The sequence below is a fragment of the Acidovorax sp. A79 genome (genome assembly GCF_041154505.1).
GTDB lineage: Bacteria > Pseudomonadota > Gammaproteobacteria > Burkholderiales > Burkholderiaceae_C > Acidovorax.
On the sequence record NZ_AP028672.1, the window covers coordinates 2,733,068 to 2,750,287 of the forward strand.

19 protein-coding genes are annotated in these 17,220 nt (G+C 68.5%); 12 read left to right on the forward strand and 7 right to left on the reverse strand.

The window, feature by feature from the left end; genetic code table 11:
- Positions 1 to 75: 75 nt before the first annotated feature.
- From ACAM51_RS12570 to ACAM51_RS12585, 4 genes are all read left to right on the forward strand, one after another.
- Positions 76 to 702 (forward strand): SET domain-containing protein, encoded by a 627-nt coding sequence (locus ACAM51_RS12570; protein WP_218297185.1) that lies wholly within the window; start codon positions 76 to 78, stop codon positions 700 to 702.
- Entirely contained in the window at positions 699 to 1,574 is an 876-nt protein-coding gene (locus ACAM51_RS12575) for a biotin--[acetyl-CoA-carboxylase] ligase (RefSeq protein ID WP_218297184.1), read from the forward strand. Before ACAM51_RS12570 ends, ACAM51_RS12575 begins: the two co-directional genes overlap by 4 nt.
- Before the next feature lie 157 nt (positions 1,575 to 1,731).
- Positions 1,732 to 2,427 (forward strand): SPOR domain-containing protein, encoded by a 696-nt coding sequence (locus tag ACAM51_RS12580; protein WP_369643707.1) that lies wholly within the window; start codon positions 1,732 to 1,734, stop codon positions 2,425 to 2,427.
- An 83-nt stretch (positions 2,428 to 2,510) separates the two neighbouring features.
- Positions 2,511 to 3,275, forward strand: a complete 765-nt coding sequence (locus ACAM51_RS12585; RefSeq protein ID WP_218297182.1) for a DUF6882 domain-containing protein — start codon at positions 2,511 to 2,513, stop codon at positions 3,273 to 3,275.
- Positions 3,276 to 3,278: 3 nt separating this feature from the next.
- Here ACAM51_RS12585 and ACAM51_RS12590 read toward each other — a convergent pair whose 3' ends face one another.
- The 5 genes from ACAM51_RS12590 to ACAM51_RS12610 all read right to left on the reverse strand — a co-directional run bounded on the left by ACAM51_RS12590 (position 3,279) and on the right by ACAM51_RS12610 (position 8,794).
- Positions 3,279 to 4,271 carry a tripartite tricarboxylate transporter substrate-binding protein gene (locus ACAM51_RS12590; RefSeq protein WP_369643812.1) on the reverse strand — a complete coding sequence of 331 codons (993 nt, stop codon included), beginning with the start codon at positions 4,269 to 4,271 and terminating at the stop codon, positions 3,279 to 3,281.
- Between the two features lie 156 nt (positions 4,272 to 4,427).
- The gene (locus ACAM51_RS12595; protein ID WP_218297181.1) at positions 4,428 to 5,879 is read right to left on the reverse strand and encodes a sensor histidine kinase; all 1,452 of its coding nucleotides are present in this window, start codon (positions 5,877 to 5,879) and stop codon (positions 4,428 to 4,430) included.
- A gap of 64 nt (positions 5,880 to 5,943) precedes the next feature.
- Positions 5,944 to 6,618, reverse strand: coding sequence for a response regulator transcription factor (locus tag ACAM51_RS12600; RefSeq protein WP_218297180.1), 675 nt, complete (start codon positions 6,616 to 6,618; stop codon positions 5,944 to 5,946).
- An 82-nt stretch (positions 6,619 to 6,700) separates the two neighbouring features.
- Positions 6,701 to 7,627, reverse strand: coding sequence for an N-formylglutamate amidohydrolase (locus ACAM51_RS12605; protein WP_369643708.1), 927 nt, complete (start codon positions 7,625 to 7,627; stop codon positions 6,701 to 6,703).
- 201 nt (positions 7,628 to 7,828) lie between these two features.
- Positions 7,829 to 8,794 (reverse strand): tripartite tricarboxylate transporter substrate binding protein BugE, encoded by a 966-nt coding sequence (locus ACAM51_RS12610; protein WP_218297178.1) that lies wholly within the window; start codon positions 8,792 to 8,794, stop codon positions 7,829 to 7,831.
- A 108-nt stretch (positions 8,795 to 8,902) separates the two neighbouring features.
- On the opposite strand from ACAM51_RS12610, the gene ACAM51_RS12615 reads away from it, so the two are divergent.
- The 3 genes from ACAM51_RS12615 (at position 8,903) to ACAM51_RS12625 (ending at position 10,701) form a co-directional block, all read left to right on the forward strand.
- Positions 8,903 to 9,871, forward strand: coding sequence for a LysR substrate-binding domain-containing protein (locus tag ACAM51_RS12615; protein WP_369643709.1), 969 nt, complete (start codon positions 8,903 to 8,905; stop codon positions 9,869 to 9,871).
- 81 nt (positions 9,872 to 9,952) lie between these two features.
- Complete coding sequence (locus tag ACAM51_RS12620) at positions 9,953 to 10,183, forward strand: helix-turn-helix domain-containing protein (protein WP_218297176.1); 231 nt, start codon at positions 9,953 to 9,955, stop codon at positions 10,181 to 10,183.
- A gap of 17 nt (positions 10,184 to 10,200) precedes the next feature.
- On the forward strand, positions 10,201 to 10,701 hold the full coding sequence (locus tag ACAM51_RS12625) for a Clp protease N-terminal domain-containing protein (protein WP_369643710.1): 501 nt from the start codon (positions 10,201 to 10,203) through the stop codon (positions 10,699 to 10,701).
- 39 nt (positions 10,702 to 10,740) lie between these two features.
- Here ACAM51_RS12625 and ACAM51_RS12630 read toward each other — a convergent pair whose 3' ends face one another.
- Positions 10,741 to 11,229 carry a MarR family winged helix-turn-helix transcriptional regulator gene (locus ACAM51_RS12630; RefSeq protein WP_218339455.1) on the reverse strand — a complete coding sequence of 163 codons (489 nt, stop codon included), beginning with the start codon at positions 11,227 to 11,229 and terminating at the stop codon, positions 10,741 to 10,743.
- 142 nt (positions 11,230 to 11,371) lie between these two features.
- On the opposite strand from ACAM51_RS12630, the gene recA reads away from it, so the two are divergent.
- On the forward strand, positions 11,372 to 12,445 hold the full coding sequence (gene recA, locus ACAM51_RS12635; RefSeq protein ID WP_218297173.1) for a recombinase RecA: 1,074 nt from the start codon (positions 11,372 to 11,374) through the stop codon (positions 12,443 to 12,445).
- 83 nt (positions 12,446 to 12,528) lie between these two features.
- Positions 12,529 to 12,993: a recombination regulator RecX gene (gene recX, locus ACAM51_RS12640; RefSeq protein ID WP_218297172.1), complete on the forward strand. Its 465-nt coding sequence runs from the start codon at positions 12,529 to 12,531 to the stop codon at positions 12,991 to 12,993.
- A gap of 105 nt (positions 12,994 to 13,098) precedes the next feature.
- Here the strand turns inward: recX and argC are convergent, their stop codons facing one another.
- Entirely contained in the window at positions 13,099 to 14,031 is a 933-nt protein-coding gene (gene argC / locus ACAM51_RS12645) for an N-acetyl-gamma-glutamyl-phosphate reductase (protein ID WP_218297171.1), read from the reverse strand.
- Between the two features lie 221 nt (positions 14,032 to 14,252).
- On the opposite strand from argC, the gene sucC reads away from it, so the two are divergent.
- The 3 genes from sucC (at position 14,253) to ACAM51_RS12660 (ending at position 17,164) form a co-directional block, all read left to right on the forward strand.
- A complete protein-coding gene (gene sucC / locus ACAM51_RS12650) occupies positions 14,253 to 15,413 on the forward strand; it encodes an ADP-forming succinate--CoA ligase subunit beta (protein WP_218339453.1) in 1,161 nt (386 codons plus the stop codon).
- Positions 15,414 to 15,428: 15 nt separating this feature from the next.
- Entirely contained in the window at positions 15,429 to 16,325 is an 897-nt protein-coding gene (gene sucD / locus ACAM51_RS12655) for a succinate--CoA ligase subunit alpha (RefSeq protein WP_218297169.1), read from the forward strand.
- Between the two features lie 152 nt (positions 16,326 to 16,477).
- Positions 16,478 to 17,164, forward strand: a complete 687-nt coding sequence (locus ACAM51_RS12660) for a TerC family protein (protein ID WP_218297168.1) — start codon at positions 16,478 to 16,480, stop codon at positions 17,162 to 17,164.
- Positions 17,165 to 17,220 lie beyond the last annotated feature (56 nt).

A 17,220-nucleotide genomic window follows, 5' to 3' on the forward strand; every position in this document is an offset into this window, starting at 1 on the left:
CCTACAATTCGGGTTTCGCGCGCATACACGCGCACGCACACATGTGTGCACTATCAAGTTAACAGAGTTTTTGCCATGCCCCGCTTTGCCTCGCCCGCCGCCCCCACCGCCGCACCGGGACGCCGCATCCAGACCCGGCGCTCGGGCGTCCATGGCAACGGCGTGTTCGCCGCCCAGGACATCGCCGAGGGCGAGGTGCTGGTGGAGTACACCGGCGAGGTCATCACCTGGCAGGAGGCGCAGGACCGCCACCCGCACGACCCCCTGCAGCCCAACCACACGTTCTACTTCCACGTGGATGAAGACCGCGTGATCGACGCAAAGTTCGGCGGCAATTCCTCGCGCTGGATCAACCACAGCTGCAACCCCAACTGCTACGCAGACGAACGGGACGGCCGCATTTTCATCACGGCGCTGCGCAATATCAAGGCGGGCGAAGAGCTGAACTACGACTACGGGCTGATCATCGAAGAGCGCTACACGCCCAAGCTGAAGGCGGAATACCCCTGCTGGTGCGGCAGCGACAACTGCCGCGGCACGCTGCTCGCGCCCAAGCGCGGCTGGGCGCCGCCGGTGCCGCGCAGCCCCGCCAAGGCGGCCACGAAGCCCGCCCTGCCCGCCAAACCGACCAAAACCGCCAAGGCCACCCAGCCAGTCCCAGGGAACCTCCAGCCCGGCGCCCGGAAAGGCCGCCGCCAGTGACCGCCGCCCCCATCCGCTGGCCCGCCGAGGCCGTGTGGGAGGCGGTGTCACCGCTGTTACCCGGTTTTACCGTCGAGGTGCTGCCCAGCATCGACTCGACCAACACCGAACTCATGCGCCGCGCCCGCGCCGGCCAGTGCGAGCCCACGCTGCTCGTGGCCGAGCAGCAGACCGCCGGTCGGGGCCGCATGGGGCGGGCGTGGCAGAGCGATGTGGGGTCTTCGCTGATGATGTCCCTGGGCCTGCCGCTCGCGCCGCGCGACTGGTCGGGGCTGTCGCTCGCCGTGGGCGTGAGCGTGGCCGAGAGCCTGCAGCCCGTGCTGCCGCCGCTGGGTGCGGGCCAGGCCGCCCGCGTGGGCCTGAAATGGCCCAACGACCTCTGGCTGGGCGGCGCGGGTGGCGACCGCAAGCTGGGCGGCATCCTGGTCGAGACGGCCAGTTTCGTGGCGCTCCAGGGGGCCGCGCCGTCCCCGCAGGGGCCAGCCGGCACGGCGCGCTACGTGGTCGTGGGCATCGGCATCAACGTGCTGCCGCGTGGCAGCGAAGGCATGAGCATGCCGCCGGGCAGCCTGCAGGACGTGGAGCCCGGCCTGGACGCACCCGCCGCCCTGCTGCGCATCGTGCCGCCGCTGATCGGCATGCTGCGCTCGTTCGAAGGCTACGGCTTTGGCCCCATGCAGCCACGTTTCGCGGCCCGCGACGTGCTGCAGGGCCGTGCCGTGGCCCTGAGCGACGGCACCGCGGGCACGGCCCACGGCGTGGGCGACGACGGCGCGCTCCTGGTGCACACGGCCGGCGGCATGCAGGCGATCACCAGTTCCGAGATCAGCGTGCGGCCCAGCGCCGTGCAAGAGCTGGGGAGCCCCCCCTGAGCCGCGCCGCGCCTCTCCATCGGGGCGGAGGCTGCCCGTCGTGGCCTGGCGACGCCCGCTCCATGGCGGCCCTGGCCCTGGGCGGGCCCGCCACGCGGGCGAGGACGAGGACGCGCAACCCCATGGACAACCGGCGGGAAAACAAGGAAGGGCCCCCATGCTGCGACTTGCCGTGATCGCGCTGCTGCTGGCCAACGCGGGCTACTACGCGTGGTCGCAGGGGCTGCTTCGGGACTGGGGCTTCGCCCCCGAGGAGCAGGCCGAGCCCCAGCGCATGGACCAGCAGATACGGCCCGAGACGCTGCAGATCCTGCGGGTGAACTCCGGCAAGGCTCCCGCCGCCGCGTCGCCCGCCGCCCCCAGCGCAGCGGCTGCGGCTTCCGCCGAGGCTCCCACCCCGCCCGACACCGGCGAATGCCTTCAGGCGGGCGTGTTCGACGAACGCCAGGCCGACGCCCTGCGCGCCGCCGCCGCCAACCTGCCCCAGGGCAGCTGGCTGCTCGAGCCCACGCCCGTGCCGGGCCGCTGGATGGTCTACATGGGCCGCTTCGAGGACCTGGAAACGCTGGACAGGAAACGGGCCGAACTGCGTGCCCGCAAGGTCGACCACGACCGCGCGGGCGGCACCCTGGAATTCGGCCTTTCGCTGGGCCGCTTCGCCTCGAAGGAGGCCGCCGAGCGCGAGCTGGCCACCCTGGGCGGCAAGGGCGTGCGCACGGCCCGCGTGGTGCAGGAGCGGCCGGACACGGCAGGTTTCACGCTGCGACTGCCCGCCGTGACCGAATCGCTGCGCCCCCAGCTGGACGCCCTGCGCACGGCGATGGCCGGCAAGACGATGCGCGCCTGCGGCTGAGCCGTGGTGGCCGCGCTGGCGGTCGCGCCCGGCGTTCCGCGCCCATCCTTCGATTCCGCCCCTCCTTTCGCGAGCCCCGCACCATGACCGAAGAACTCTCCGCCATCCACTGCAACCGCCACGGCGAAGCCACCGCCACCTACGTCTGCGGGCACCTGTGCCGCCAGCCGGCGCAGCGCTGGTTCTGCGACATGCCGGCGCCGGACTGCCCCTTTCCCGACGCCTGGTGCGCCAGTTGCCAGGCAGCCCTGGAGCGGGAGGGCGGCGAGTGGAACGAGCGCAACGAGGACTGCCTGGACCTGCAGATCATCTGCCACCACTGCTACCAGGACTCCATGGCGCAGAGTGTCGGCGCCATGGCGGATGCTCCGCACGACGCCTGGGTGGACGCGGTCACCGAAAGCCACCAGGCCCTGGTGGGCAAGCAGGATGCCCTGGAGACGGACCACGGCATCTCGCGCTTCGAGCGCTGGGACTATGACCAGGTGCAGGGCACGCTCACCTTCTCGCACGCCGGCGTGCCGCGGCTGGTGGCGGACATTGAATTCATCGGATCGATTTCCCGGACCAGCGGCACCTGGCTGTGGGCCTGGGCCAATTTCCACAACGATCCCCAGGTGGTGGCCCGCATTCCCGCGGTGTGGGAGTGGGGCGACGAGCGCGGCTTTGCGCCCCTGACGGTGCCGCGCTGGGAAGCGGACGAGACCGACGGCTGGGAACTCGCGGGCGTGGCGGCGCAGGTGCTGGGCGCGCTGGGGGTGTACCGCGCGCCCACCCAGAATGGCTTTCTCTTCATGGCGCTGATGTCCCTTCGCGCGCTGCGTCCGCCGCATGCGCCTGCGGCATAGCCGTCACGCTGCGTCCTTGCCGAGCGTGATGCGCGCAAACCGGCTGACGCGCCGCATCTTCTCGACCTCCTTGCGGATCTGCGCGGCAAACTCGTCCGGCAGGCTGCCCGAGGCAAACAGCCCCTGCTCTCCCAGGCGCGCCAGCACCGCGGGCTCGCGCAACACCGTGGCCACCGCGTCGCGCAGCCGCCGCGCCGTGGCGGCCGGCGTGTGCGCAGGGGCCACCAGGCCGAACCAGGACGGGTCGTTGTTCGAGAACAGGCTGAGCTCGGCGTAGGTGGGCACCTCGGGCAGCACGGCCAGGCGCCGGCTCCACGACACGGCCAGGGCCCGCAAACGGCCGGCCTGGATGTGCGGCAGCGACGACGCCACCTGGTCGAAGTACACCGGCACCCGGCCCGCCAGCACCTCGGCCAGTGCTGCCGTGGCGCCCGCCTGGGGCAGGTGGTCCATGCGCACATTGGCACTGCTCTTGAGCAGCTCGCCCCACATGTGGCCGATGGTGCCGTTGCCCGGCGAGGCATAGGCCAGCTGGCCCGGCCGCGCCTTCAGGTGCTGCATGAACTGCGCGAAATCGCGCACCGGCAGGCCGGGGTGCACCACCAGCACGCCCGGGGCCTTGACGATCTCGGTGACGGGGGTGAAGCCGTCCAGCGCGTTGTAGGGCAGGTGTTTGTAGACGGCTGGGTTCACGCCATGAGTGGACAACGTGGCCACGCCCAGCGTGGCGCCGTCGGGCGCGGCGGCAGCGACCTCGGCCATGCAGGTGGCGCCGGCCGCGCCGGGGCGGTTCTCCACGGCCACGGGTGCACCCAGCAACTGCGACAGCGGGCCGGCGAGGGCGCGCGCCGTGATGTCGGTGGCGCCGCCCGCGGCAAAGGGCACCAGCAGCCGCAGGGGCCGTGCGCTGCCCGTGGACACCGGGGCGGATTGCGCCTGGGCAGCACCTCCCAGGCAGGCAGCGGCGGTGGAGATCAGCAGCTTGCGCCGTTTCATCGTCGTCATCGTGGTCCTCTCCTCGCCTCGCGGCATGTGCGGCCCATTCTGGAGAGGCATGGCCGGGCTGGCTAACGACGTTTGGAACTCATCCCATTCCGGCGCGGAATGTGCCGCAGCGCGAAAGGCCGTGCGGCGGGATGCACCCGGCCTGGCTCAGGACCCCGCCACCACATCCCGCGCCGCGAACCGCACGCTGAAACGCGCGCCGGGCGGGTGGTGGCCAGGGCGCGCGTCTTCCAGCGTGACCTCGGCCCCGTGCTTGCGTGCGATCTCCAGCACGATGGGCAGGCCCAGGCCCGAGCCGTCGGCCTCGCTGCCCAGCGCCCGGTAAAAGGGCTGGAACACCAGCTCGCGCTCGGCCTCGGGCACGCCGGGGCCGGAGTCTTCCACCTGCAGCAGCAGCACGTGGCCGAAGGTATCGGCCAGCACGTGGGCCGTGACCACGCCGGGCTTGGCGGGGGTGGAAGGCGTGTAGTTGATGGCGTTGTCGAGCAGGTTGCGCACCAGTTCCTTGAGCAGCGTGGGGTTGCCGTCCAGCAGCACGCCGGGTGAGCCGGGCTCGGCGCCGTCGTAGCCCAGGTCGATGTGTTTTTCGAGCGCGCGCGGCACCGAGTCGCGCACCACCTCGATCACGAGGCGCGCCAGGTCGCAGGGCTGGCGCGCGATGCCCACGCCGCTGCCTTCCGCGCGCGCCAATGCGAGCAGCTGGTTCACGGTGTGCGTGGCGCGGATGCTGGAGCGGCCGATCTGCTGCAGCGAGCGCTTGAGCTCTTCGGTGCTGGTGCCTTCGCGCTGGGCCAGGTCGGCCTGCATGCGCAGGCCCGCCAGCGGGGTCTTGAGCTGGTGCGCCGCGTCGGCCAGGAAACGCTTTTGCGTGGCCAGCGAGTCGTTCAGGCGCGTGAGCAGGTCGTTCACCGACGAGACCAGCGGCGCGACCTCGAGCGGCACGGTGCGGTCGTCCAGCGGCGAGAGGTCGTCGGGGTTGCGCGCGCGGATGCGCTGCTCCAGCTGGTTCAGCGGCTGGATGCCGCGCGCGAGCGCCAGCCAGACCAGCAGCACCGCCAGCGGCAGGATGACGAACTGCGGCAGCATCACGCCCTTGATGATCTCGGTGGCCAGCACGCTGCGCTTTTCGCGCGTCTCGGCCACCTGCACCAGCGCCACGGGCGTGCCCTCCAGCGGCAGGCGCACCCAGATGTAGGCCACGCGGATCTCGATGCCGCGCATCTCGGCGTCGCGCAGGCGCACCTCGCCGGACAGGGGCACTTCGTCGCTGGCGGGCTCGGGCAGTTCCCGTTCGCCGGAGAGGAATTCGCCCCCCGGGCCGATGACCTGGTAGTAGACGATGTCGGAGTCGTCCGCGCGCAGGATTTCGCTGGCCGGCTGGGGCAGGTTGAACTGCACCTTGCCGCCCACCACGGACACGAGCTGGGCCAGCGCATGGGCGTTGTACTCCAGCGCCCGGTCGAACGGCTTGTTGGCCAGACCCTGGGCCACGAGCCAGGTGAGCGCCAGGCTCACGGGCCACAGCAGCAGCAGCGGCGTGAGCATCCAGTCAAGGATCTCGCCGAAGAGGGAGCGCTGCTCTCGCTGGAAGATTTTCAAGGTTTCAAGCCCTTTGAGCCACTGGCGCCCGTCTAGAAAGCGCAAGCAGCTATCATTTCAGGAGCTACCCTGGAATCTTTTCGAGGCAATAGCCCAGGCCGCGCACGGTGGCGATGCGGATGGGCCCGCCCTCGATCTTCTTGCGCAGGCGGTGGATGTAGACCTCGATGGCGTTGTTGCTCACCTCCTCGCCCCATTCGCACAGGCGCTCCACCAGCTGCTCCTTGCTCACCAGGCGGCCCGCGCGCTGCAGCAGCACTTCCAGCAGGCCCAGTTCGCGGGCGGACAGCTCGATCATCTTGCCGTCGATGGTGGCCACGCGGCCGGCCTGGTCGTACACGAGCGGGCCGTGCTTGATGGCGCTGCTGGTGCCGCCCATGCCCCTGCGCGTGAGGGCCCGCACGCGCGCCTCCAGCTCCTGCAGGCTGAAAGGCTTGGCCATGTAGTCGTCGGCACCGAAGTCCAGGCCCTTGACGCGCTCTTCCACGCTGTCGGCCGCGGTGAGGATGAGCACGGGCAGCGCCGAGCCCCGGCTGCGCAGCTTCTTGAGCACCTCCAGCCCGTGCATCCGGGGCAGGCCCAGGTCCAGGATCAGCAGGTCGAACTCGTTGTTGGTCAGCAGGGCCGCGTCGGCCTCGCTGCCGCTGGCCACGTGGTCCACGACGGCGCCCGACGCCCGCAGCGTGCGCAGCAGGCCATCGGCCAGCACCTGGTCGTCTTCGGCAATGAGGATGCGCATGCGGTGTCTCCTTGAGGGTTGGCTGCGGTCTGGCGCCGCGCCTGCCCTCGATTCTAGGATGGCCCCGCCCCTGCGCGCCGCGTCAGCGCGGATCGTGTGCGAGCAGCAGGCGCACCAGTTTCTGCAGGTCTGCCTGCAGCCGGGCCATGCCCTCGGGGTGCTGGGCGAGCGTGCCCTCGTCCATGTAGAGCTTGCGGTTGATCTCGACCTGGATGCCGTGGCGGTGCTGCGCGGGGTTGCCGTAGCGGCGCACCAGCTCCACGCCCTTGTAGGGGTGGTTGTATTCCACGCTGTAGCCACAGCCGCGCAGGTGCTCGCACACCAGCGCCGACAGCGCCGGGCTGGCGGTGGTGCCGTCGCGGTCGCCCACCACGAAGTCCGCGTGCTCCAGCCCCGGGAACTCGGTGGCGAAGCGCCCTGCCACGGCGGGCATGGAGTGGCAGTTGATGTGGATGCTGTAGCCGTGGCGCGCATGGGCGGCGTCGATGGCCTGGGCCACGGCCGCATGGTAGGGGCGCCAGCAGCGGTCGATGCGCGCGCGCACCTCGGCCACGGTGAGCTGGCGGCTGTAGATGGGCTCGCCCTCGTCGGTGAACTTCCAGATCAGGCCCTTGCCCAGGCGCACCTTGCTGAGCACCTGGGGGTCGGTGGAGATGGGGCCGGTCCACTCGCCGTCGAGCAGGGAGGTGTCGAGCTCGGTCGTGTCGCGGTTGGCATCGAGGTAGATGCGGGGGAAGTGGGCTTCGACCCAGGCCACGCCCAGCGCGGGGGCAAAGGCGTAGATCTTCTCGACGTGCGTGTCCTCGGCGCGGCGCAGCGTGGGCAGGTCGCAGGCCGAGCCGAAGTCGGCGGGGTATTGTGTGCCGCTGTGCGGCGAATCGAGCACCAGCGCCGTGGTGCCGGGCAGGTAGGTGAAGGCCGCAGGCGCCAGCGGGGTGCCGGGGGAACCGGTGGCACCGGGCTGGGCCTGCTGGAATCGTCGGTTGATCAGTTTCAAAGCGGCATGCATAGGCAGAGTGTGCGCAAAGTGGGGCGGCCGGCCTAGCCGCCCGGACCGGTTGGAGACCATGGTTATCCCTGAGACGGGCTCCTCCAGCTGTGGCCGCCGGGCCCAGGGGCCCGGTATCGAAGAAAATGGGGCTCCCCCTGGCCGCCGGCCCGCCACCGCCCGTGGGGTGGATCGCGCGAGGCGGCTCAGCGGGGGCCCATGTCAATCCAGCGCCACCTTCGCAAAGGCCGCCACCCGTTTCATCTTGTCGATCTCGCGGGCGATCTGCGCCGTGAAGTCCCGGGACGTTGTGCCCGACGGGTACAGCCCCTGTCCCGCCAGGCGCTCGCGCACGGCGGGCTCCTTGAGCGCCTGGGCCACGGCCTGCTGGATGCGGTCCACCGCGGCCGCGGGCGTGCCCGCGGGAGCCACCAGGCCGAACCAGGACGGGTCGTTGTTGTTGGCGAAACCCAGCTGTGCGTAGGTGGGGACATCAGGCAGCACGTCAAGCCGCTCGGGCCAGGACACCGCCAGCGCCCTGAGCTTGCCGGACTTGATGTGCGGCAGCGAGGAAGCCACCTGATCGAAATACACCGCCACCTGGCCGGCCAGCACGTCGTTGACGGCCGGGCCCGCACCGCGGTAGGGAATGTGCACCATGGCCGTGCCGGTGCTGCTCTTGAACAGCTCGCCCCACATGTGGCCGATGGTGCCGTTGCCGGGCGTGGCATACGAAACCTTGCCGGGATGGGCCTTCAGGTACTTCACGAGGTCGGCAAAGTCCTTGACGGGCAGCACGGCCGGGTTCACCACCACGACGCCGGGGGCCTTCACCATCTCGGTCACGCCCACGAAGTCCTTGATGGGGTCGTAGGGCAGCTTGCTGTAGACGGCGGGGTTCACGCCGTGCGTGGACAGCGTGGCCACGCCCAGCGTGAGGCCGTCGGCCGGAGCGCGCGCGGCTTCGGCCATGCCGATGGAGCCCCCCGCGCCGCCGCGGTTTTCCAGCACCACGGGCTGCTTGAGGATGCGGGCCAGCGACTCCTGCAGGCTGCGCACGGTCATGTCCGTGGCGCCTCCGGGCGGAAAGGGCACGATGATGCGCAGGGGCTTGCCTTCTTGCGCGAGAGTTATTCCAGGAACGAAAGATACTGTGGCCAGGGCTGAGAGCAGATGACGGCGTTGCATGGGACATTTCTCCTATGGGGTAGGTTGAGATTAATGGAATCCACGAGCCCTACCAAGCAATGGATATGCCTGATAACATTCCCATATGGAATGATTTGATAACTTACGATGTCTTCCCTGCGCCGCCTTTCACCCCCCTTGCACCTGCTGCGGGCGTTTTCCACCGTCACGCGCTTCGGCAGCGTCTCGCGGGCCGCCGAGGCCCTGCACCTCACGCAGAGCGCGGTGAGCAAGCAGGTGAAGGAACTGGAGGCCTGGGTGGGCGTGCCGCTGTTCGAGCGCAGCCGCAAGCGCCTGGCGCTGACCCCCGCGGGCGAGCGCTACGAGAAGGCCGTGCGCGCCGTGCTGGCGCAGCTGGAGGCCGCCACCCTGGAGCTGATCACCAGCGATGACGGCGGCGGCGCGCTGCACCTGTCGAGCCTGCCCACCTTCGCCGCCAAGTGGCTCATTCCGCGCCTGCCGCAGTTCCAGCAGCAGCACCCGCAGGTCACGCTGCACTTCGTGCCGTACGTGCACAGCTACAACTTCGAACGGCCCGAGCTCGACTGCGCCATCCTGTTCGGCGATGGCCACTGGCCGGGCGCCCACGCCCACTACATCACGGGCAACGACGTGGCCCTGATCGCGCCGCGCGCCAAGGTGGCGGACTGGCCCATCCACACCCCGCGCGACGTGGCGCGCTACGCGCTGCTGCGCCACGTGACCGTGCCCGAGGCCTGGCTGCGCTGGAGCGAGACGCACGGGGTACAGGGCCAGCTCGACCCGCTGGCCGGCCCGCAGTTCGACCAGTTCCAGACCATGATCCGTGCGGTGATGGCCGGCATGGGCCTGGCCCTGGTGCCGCGCTGCCTGGTGCAGGACGAGATCACCGCCGGCCTGGTGCGCGAGCCGCTGGCCGCCGCCGTCCAGCGCGGGGGCTACCAGAGCGAGGTGGGCTACTGGCTCTGCTACCCCGAAGGCCGCACGCAGCTGCATGCGCTGCAGTGCTTCCGGCAATGGTTGCTGGCCTGCGCGGAGCCCGCAGGCGCGGCGCCCCCGCCCACGGGCGCCGCGGCTGGCACCGGGCCGGCGCCCTGAGGGCCCGCCCCCCGGGCCAGGCTCCGAGCCCTGTTGTCAACCCTTGTTGACGATACGAGTTCCGTCAACTACAGTTGACGAATGCCGACCCCACCGCCCCTGCAGCTGCCCCCGCACGACGACCCCGAAGCCGCGCTGGCCGCCGTGGTGGCCTTGCGCCTGATGGCCGACCGGCTGGAGGCGGCGGCCGTGGCCACCGCCCTGGAGCGGGGGTGGTCGTGGGCGCAGATTGCCCAGGCCCTGGGCGTCAGCAAGCAGGCGGCGCACAAGCGGCTCTCTCCCCAGGCCACGCGCCCCGCCCCCCCTGGATGATGGAAGGACTCCTCCCCATGCTGCAACACATCCGCCAGCGCCTGAACGACATGCGCACCCTGCACCGGCTGTGCACGCGCGCCGAGCACCACGCCCGCGCCCGGGGCCAGCCGCAACCGGGCGCGGAGCACTTCCTGCTGGCCGCCATCGAGCTGCCCGACGGCTCCGCGCGCCGCGCTTTCGCGCGCGTTGGCGCGAACCCGGACGCCCTGCCCGCCGCGATCGAACAGCAGTACCGCGATGCGCTGGCGCAGATCGGCATCGATGCCGAAATGCCGCCCGCCGCACCCTGTGCGCCGCAGGCCGGGATCTACCGCGCGCAGCCGTCCGGCGAGGGCCTCATCCAGGCACTGGCGGAGGCTCGCAAGGGCCAGCCCGGCCCCTTGCTGGGTGCGCACGTGGTGGCACTGATCGCGGCCACGCCGCAGGGCGTGGCCGCGCGGGCATTGCGCGCGCTGCGGCTGGACCCCCACGCGCTGAGCCACGCCGCGCGGCAGGAGAGCGCCCCGCGCGTCTGAAGCCCCCCCCCTTGGGCGCCAGGATGACCGTGCGGCGGCCTAGCCGCCCGCATAGGCCTCCAGCCCGATCGCCACCACGGTGGCCACGTCGTTGCCCACCTCCGCCCGGAACTCCGCCTCGGCCTGCGCGACGGCATCGCGAAACGCCTGCAGCCAGGCCAGGCCCGTGGGCGTGAAGCACACGCGGCGCGCACGCGCATCCAGCGGATCGGCCTCGCGCGTGACCAGGCCCCAGGCCTCGCACTGGTCCACCAGGTTGGCCATCGCCTGCTTGGTCATGCCCGCGCGCTGGGCCAGGTCGGTCAGCCGGTCGCCCTGCAGCGCCAGGTGGCGCGTGATGTGCACGTGGGCGGCGCTCACCTGGTCGCGCGCCGCGAGGTTGGACAGCGCCAGCGGCACCTCCACGTTGTGCGCCATGAGCTGCAGCACGCGCGCGTCGAAGCGCCGCATGGCGTGGCCGAACAGGCGGCCCAGGTGGGTCTGGCGCCAGCCGTCTTCGGCGGGTGAAGGAAGAGGCATATCAGGCATTCGCACATTGTCAGGCAAACTGACTAAATTGAGCTTGAATGCCCCGCGACGACTCGCATAAACTACTGTTCAAGCATCCAGCCTGTGATTAACCGCAGAGCGGTGCAGGCACCCAACCCATTGTTTCTCAAGGAGTTTTCTCATGGACGTCGCAGTCAAAGGCACCAACCCCGCATTGCCCGTGAACACCGAAAAGGCCAAGGCCCTGGCCGCCGCGCTCGCCCAGATCGAGAAGCAATTCGGCAAGGGCACGATCATGCGCCTGGGCGAAGGCGAGGTGATCGAGGACATCCAGGTGGTCTCCACCGGCTCGCTGGGCCTGGACATCGCCCTGGGCGTGGGCGGCTTGCCGCGCGGCCGCGTGGTCGAGATCTACGGCCCGGAATCCTCGGGCAAGACCACGCTCACGCTGCAGGTGATTGCCGAGATGCAAAAACAGGGCGGCACCTGCGCGTTCGTGGACGCGGAACATGCCCTGGATGTGCAATACGCCCAGAAGCTCGGCGTGCAGCTGTCCGACCTGCTGATCAGCCAGCCCGACACCGGCGAGCAGGCCCTTGAAATCGTGGACAGTCTGGTGCGCTCGGGCGCCGTGGACCTGATCGTCATCGACTCGGTGGCCGCGCTCACGCCCAAGGCCGAAATCGAAGGCGAGATGGGCGACGCCCTGCCCGGCCTGCAGGCCCGCCTGATGAGCCAGGCGCTGCGCAAGCTCACGGCCACGATCAAGAAGACCAATTGCATGGTCATCTTCATCAACCAGATCCGCATGAAGATCGGCGTGATGTTCGGCAGCCCCGAAACCACCACCGGCGGCAACGCGCTCAAGTTCTACGCCTCGGTGCGCCTGGACATCCGCCGCACCGGCACCATCAAGAAGGGCGACGAGGCCATCGGCAACGAAACCAAGGTCAAGGTGGTCAAGAACAAGGTGTCGCCGCCGTTCAAGACGGCCGAGTTCGACATCCTGTTCGGCGAGGGCATCAGCCGCGAGGGCGAGATCATCGACATGGGCGTGACCGCCAAGATCGTGGAGAAGTCGGGCGCCTGGTACGCCTACAACGGCGAGAAGATCGGCCAGGGCCGCGACAACGCGCGCGAGTTCCTGCGCGAGAACCCCGACCTTGCCCGCGAGATCGAGAACAAGGTGCGCGAGGGCCTGGGCATTGCGCTGCTGCCCGACGCGCTGCAGGCCCCTGCCGCCGCGGCCGAATGACCGCCACAATTCAAGCCAGATTGCCTTCCAGCGCCTGATTGACAAGCGCTGGCAGCTATTGAATTGAAAGCAAAGAAGAGGCCATGGGGTTCACCACGCTCTCGCTCAAGGGGCGGGCGCTGCGGCTGCTGAGCCAGCGCGAGCACTCGCTCGCTGAACTGCGGCGCAAGCTCGCGCCGCATGTGCAGGAGGGCGACGACCTGCAGGCCCTGCTGGAAGACCTGCAGGCGCGCGACTTCATCAGCGAGGCCCGGGTGGTGGAATCCGTGCTGCACCAGCGCGCGGGCCGCCTGGGTTCCCAGCGCATACGGCAGGAGCTGCACGCCAAGGGCATCGGCCCCGAGGCAGTTCAGCACGCCCTCGACCAACTCAAAGGCAGCGAATGGGCACGCGCCCATGCACTGTGGCTGCGCAAATTTGGCGCCGTGGCGGACGATGCGCAGCAACGTGCGCGGCAAGTCCGCTTTCTGACCGCACGCGGGTTTTCGGGCGAGATCACCCGGCGCGTCGTGCGTGGCGAAGCGCCGGAAATCCAGGGCGAGATCTAGGGCCGGTCACGCGGGCAGGGGCGGCGCCCCAAGGCCCCGGGACCCAGAAGACAGCACAGGCGGCCACGCTCCGGAGCCGCCTGTTGTCCCCACCGATCCCCGCCGTCAGAGGCCCAGCATCAGCTGCAGGTTCTGCACGGCCGCGCCGCTGGCGCCCTTGCCCAGGTTGTCCAGGCGCGCGATCAGCACCGCGTGCCGGTACTCTTCGTTGGCGAACACGCGCAGCTCCAGCTTGTTGGTGTCGTTCAGCGCGGTCGCATCCAGCTTGCCGTCGGCCGTGGCGGGCAGCACGCTGACCCACTGCTCGGGTGTATTGCTCCTGGCGTAATGCGCCGCCAGCGCGTCGTGCAAATCGGCCGCCTTGGGCGCGCCGGGCAGCAGGTCCAGATGCAGCGGCAGCTGCACCAGCATGCCCTGGCGGAAGTTGCCTACCGACGGCACGAAGATGGGCCGGCGGGTGATGCCCGTGTAACGCATGATTTCGGGCAGGTGCTTGTGCTGCAGCGTGAGCGCATAGGCCTCGAACAACGGCGCCGTGCCGGCCTCATAGGCCTCGATCATGGTCCGGCCGCCACCCGAGTAGCCGCTGACCGAGGGCAGGGCGAGCGGGAAGTCCGGGGGCACCAGGCCCGCATCCACCAGCGGGCGCAGCAGCGCAATCGCACCGGTGGCATAGCAGCCGGGATTGGCCACGCGGTCCGCCTGCGCGACTGCTTCGCGCTGGCCGGCGGCCAGCTCGGGAAAGCCGAACACCCAGCCGGGCGCCGTGCGGTGGGCCGTGCTGGCGTCGATCACCTTGACCTTGCGGCCCGTGCTCCGGGCAATCTCGTCCACCATCGCCACGGTGTCACGCGCAGCATCGTCGTGCAGGCACAGGATCACCAGATCCACGCCGGCAATCAGGTCGCGTTTCGCGGCAGGGTCCTTGCGCAACTCGGGCGCGATGCTGACCAGCTCGATCTGCGGCATGGCCTGCAGGCGCTCACGGATCTGCAGGCCCGTGGTGCCGGCTTCGCCATCGATAAAGACTCTGGACATAAGGGTGCTCCTGCAAAAAATGGGCAGCAAAGTCTGCCAAGAAACCACGAGAAAAGCCAAGAAACTGCCACCCGGCAGGCGCGGCGAAGCCGTCAGCCACGCACAAGGATGGTGCATTGCAACATGATACAGTCGCTGGTTGCCATGTCCCCAGCCCGCGGCCAGACATTTTGTTGTTCATGGCAAACGGGTAACCACCATCCTTCCCTGAGAGAGACCTCATGAAGATTCACGAATACCAAGGCAAGGAAATCTTGCGCAATTTTGGTGTGCCCGTTCCGCGCGGCATTCCCGCATTCACGGTGCAAGAAGCCGTGGAAGCAGCCCAGAAACTGGGCGGCCCCGTGTGGGTCGTCAAGGCCCAGATCCACGCCGGTGGCCGTGGCAAGGGCGGCGGCGTGAAGGTTGCCAAGACCATCGACGACGTCAAGCGCATCGCTGGCGAGATCCTGGGCATGCAGCTCAAGACGCACCAGACCGGCCCCGAAGGCCAGAAGGTCCGCCGCCTGTACATCGAAGACGGCGCCGACATCAAGAACGAACTGTACGTCTCGCTGGTCACCGACCGCGCCACGCAGAAGGTGGCCCTGATCGCTTCGAGCGAAGGCGGCATGGACATCGAGGAAGTGGCGCACTCCACGCCCGAGAAGATCATCACCGAGATGATCGATCCGATTGCCGGTATCACCACCGAGCAGAGCAAGAAGGTCGCAGCCGCCATCGGCCTGACCGGTGCTTCCATTGACCAGGCCGTGGACATCTTCGCCAAGATCTACAAGTGCTACATGGACACCGATGCGTCGCTGGTGGAAATCAACCCGCTGAACTGCGACTCCAAGGGCAATCTGATGGCCCTGGACGCGAAGTTCAACTTCGACGCCAATGCGCTGTTCCGCCACCCTGACATCGTGGCTTTCCGCGATCTGGACGAAGAAGATCCAGCCGAAGTGGAAGCATCCAAGTTCGACCTGGCCTACATCAGCCTGGACGGCAACATCGGCTGCCTGGTGAACGGTGCCGGCCTGGCCATGGCGACCATGGACACCATCAAGCTGTTCGGCGGCGAGCCGGCCAACTTCCTGGACGTGGGCGGCGGCGCCACCCCCGAGAAGGTCACCGAAGCCTTCAAGATCATGCTCAAGAACCCCAAGGTCGAAGGCATCCTGGTCAACATCTTCGGCGGCATCATGAAGTGCGACACCATCGCCACCGGCGTGATCACCGCCTGCAAGGCCGTGAACCTGAACGTGCCGCTGGTCGTGCGCATGAAGGGCACGAACGAAGAGCTGGGCAAGAAGATGCTGGCCGAGTCCGGCCTGCCCATCATCGCCGCAGACACCATGGCCGAAGCTGCGACCAAGATCGTTGCTGCCGTCAAGTAAGCCCGGAGAACACACATGTCGATCTACATCAACAAAGACACCAAGGTCATCACCCAGGGCATCACGGGCAAGACCGGCCAGTTCCACACCGAGAAGTGCCAGGAATACGCGAACGGCAAGAACTGCTTCGTGGCAGGCGTGAACCCCAAGAAGGCCGGCGAGTCGATCTTCAACATCCCGATCTACGCCTCCGTCAAGGAAGCCGCATCACAGACCGGCGCCACCGTGTCGGTGATCTACGTGCCGCCCGCAGGCGCTGCTGATGCGATCTGGGAAGCTGTGGAAGCCGACCTGGACATGGCCATCTGCATCACCGAAGGCATTCCGGTCAAGGACATGCTGATGGTGCGCAACAAGATGAAGGCCAAGGAAGCCGCCGGCGGCAAGAAGACCCTGCTGCTGGGCCCGAACTGCCCCGGCCTCATCACGCCCGACGAAATCAAGATCGGCATCATGCCCGGCCACATCCACCGCAAGGGCCGCATCGGCGTCGTGAGCCGCTCCGGCACGCTGACGTACGAAGCCGTGGCCATGCTGACCGAGGTGGGCCTGGGCCAGTCGAGCGCCGTGGGCATTGGTGGCGACCCCATCAATGGCCTGAAGCACATCGACGTGATGAAGGCGTTCAACGACGATCCGGACACCGACGCCGTGATCATGATCGGCGAAATCGGCGGCCCTGACGAAGCCGAAGCCGCCCAGTGGTGCAAGGCCAACATGAAGAAGCCCATCGTGGGCTTCATCGCTGGCGTGACCGCGCCTCCCGGCAAGCGCATGGGCCATGCCGGCGCGCTGATCTCCGGCGGCGCCGACACGGCCGATGCCAAGCTCGCCATCATGGAAGAGTCGGGCTTCATCATCACCCGCAACCCGTCGGAGCTGGGCAAGCTGCTCAAGGCCCAGCTCAAGTAAGCTGCCGGCCCTACACCGGCACGGGCATTCGTAAGCACAATTACGGACGCCCGCAGCCGCAAGGCCCGATAAACTGGCCGCTCCAATAAAAAGAGAAGCGCTCGGAACCCTGGTTCCCGGCGCTTCTTGCATTCATAACAGTGGAGTTCAGTATGGAGTTTGTGCAAAGTGCCGATTTCTGGATCGGCCTGATGAAGATCGTCTGGATCAACATCATTCTTTCGGGCGACAACGCCGTCGTCATCGCCCTGGCGGCCCGGTCCCTCCCTCCCCATCAGCAGCGCAAGGCCGTTTTCTGGGGGTCTGGCGCGGCAGTGGTGCTGCGCATCCTGCTCACCGTGGTGGCAGCCAAGCTGCTGGAGCTCTCGTTCCTGCAGATCGTCGGCGGCTGCCTGCTGCTGTGGATCGGCTTCCAGCTGCTCAGTGACGATGAGGAAGAGGAAGGCGAGTCGAAGGCCTATGGCAGCCTCATGGCGGCGGTGCGCACCATTCTCATTGCGGACCTCGTGATGAGCCTGGACAACGTGATCGCCGTTGCCGCTGCGGCGCACGGCAACGTGCTGCTGCTGGTGCTCGGCCTGGCCATCAGCATTCCGCTCGTGATCTTTGGCAGCACGCTGATGATCAAGCTCATGGAGCGCTTCCCCGCCATCGTGCTGCTGGGGGCCGCCTTGATCGGATGGGTGGGGGGCGAAACCATTGCCAATGACGCAGCGCTGCATGGCTATGTGGTGGCGCATCCTTCGCTGCACTATGTGGCCGCGGCGCTTGGCGCGCTGCTGGTGGTGGGCGCCGGGAAATTCTGGCCCCACAGGGCCCGGCGGGAATCGGCAGCCTGATTACGCCCCATCACATGATGCAACAAATTGTTGCATCATGTGACAAAAGTGGCACC

Bases quoted from the DNA above. Each gene is read 5' to 3' on its own strand.
- ACAM51_RS12570 (WP_218297185.1), top strand. From the start codon at position 76: ATGCCCCGCTTTGCCTCGCCCGCCGCCCCCACCGCCGCACCGGGACGC.
- ACAM51_RS12580 (WP_369643707.1), top strand. From the start codon at position 1,732: ATGCTGCGACTTGCCGTGATCGCGCTGCTGCTGGCCAACGCGGGCTAC.
- ACAM51_RS12585 (WP_218297182.1), top strand. From the start codon at position 2,511: ATGACCGAAGAACTCTCCGCCATCCACTGCAACCGCCACGGCGAAGCC.
- ACAM51_RS12590 (WP_369643812.1), bottom strand. From the start codon at position 4,271: ATGAAACGGCGCAAGCTGCTGATCTCCACCGCCGCTGCCTGCCTGGGA.
- ACAM51_RS12600 (WP_218297180.1), bottom strand. From the start codon at position 6,618: ATGCGCATCCTCATTGCCGAAGACGACCAGGTGCTGGCCGATGGCCTG.
- ACAM51_RS12605 (WP_369643708.1), bottom strand. From the start codon at position 7,627: ATGCATGCCGCTTTGAAACTGATCAACCGACGATTCCAGCAGGCCCAG.
- ACAM51_RS12610 (WP_218297178.1), bottom strand. From the start codon at position 8,794: ATGCAACGCCGTCATCTGCTCTCAGCCCTGGCCACAGTATCTTTCGTT.
- ACAM51_RS12615 (WP_369643709.1), top strand. From the start codon at position 8,903: ATGTCTTCCCTGCGCCGCCTTTCACCCCCCTTGCACCTGCTGCGGGCG.
- ACAM51_RS12620 (WP_218297176.1), top strand. From the start codon at position 9,953: ATGCCGACCCCACCGCCCCTGCAGCTGCCCCCGCACGACGACCCCGAA.
- ACAM51_RS12625 (WP_369643710.1), top strand. From the start codon at position 10,201: ATGCTGCAACACATCCGCCAGCGCCTGAACGACATGCGCACCCTGCAC.
- ACAM51_RS12630 (WP_218339455.1), bottom strand. From the start codon at position 11,229: ATGCCTGATATGCCTCTTCCTTCACCCGCCGAAGACGGCTGGCGCCAG.
- recA (WP_218297173.1), top strand. From the start codon at position 11,372: ATGGACGTCGCAGTCAAAGGCACCAACCCCGCATTGCCCGTGAACACC.
- recX (WP_218297172.1), top strand. From the start codon at position 12,529: ATGGGGTTCACCACGCTCTCGCTCAAGGGGCGGGCGCTGCGGCTGCTG.
- argC (WP_218297171.1), bottom strand. From the start codon at position 14,031: ATGTCCAGAGTCTTTATCGATGGCGAAGCCGGCACCACGGGCCTGCAG.
- sucC (WP_218339453.1), top strand. From the start codon at position 14,253: ATGAAGATTCACGAATACCAAGGCAAGGAAATCTTGCGCAATTTTGGT.
- sucD (WP_218297169.1), top strand. From the start codon at position 15,429: ATGTCGATCTACATCAACAAAGACACCAAGGTCATCACCCAGGGCATC.
- ACAM51_RS12660 (WP_218297168.1), top strand. From the start codon at position 16,478: ATGGAGTTTGTGCAAAGTGCCGATTTCTGGATCGGCCTGATGAAGATC.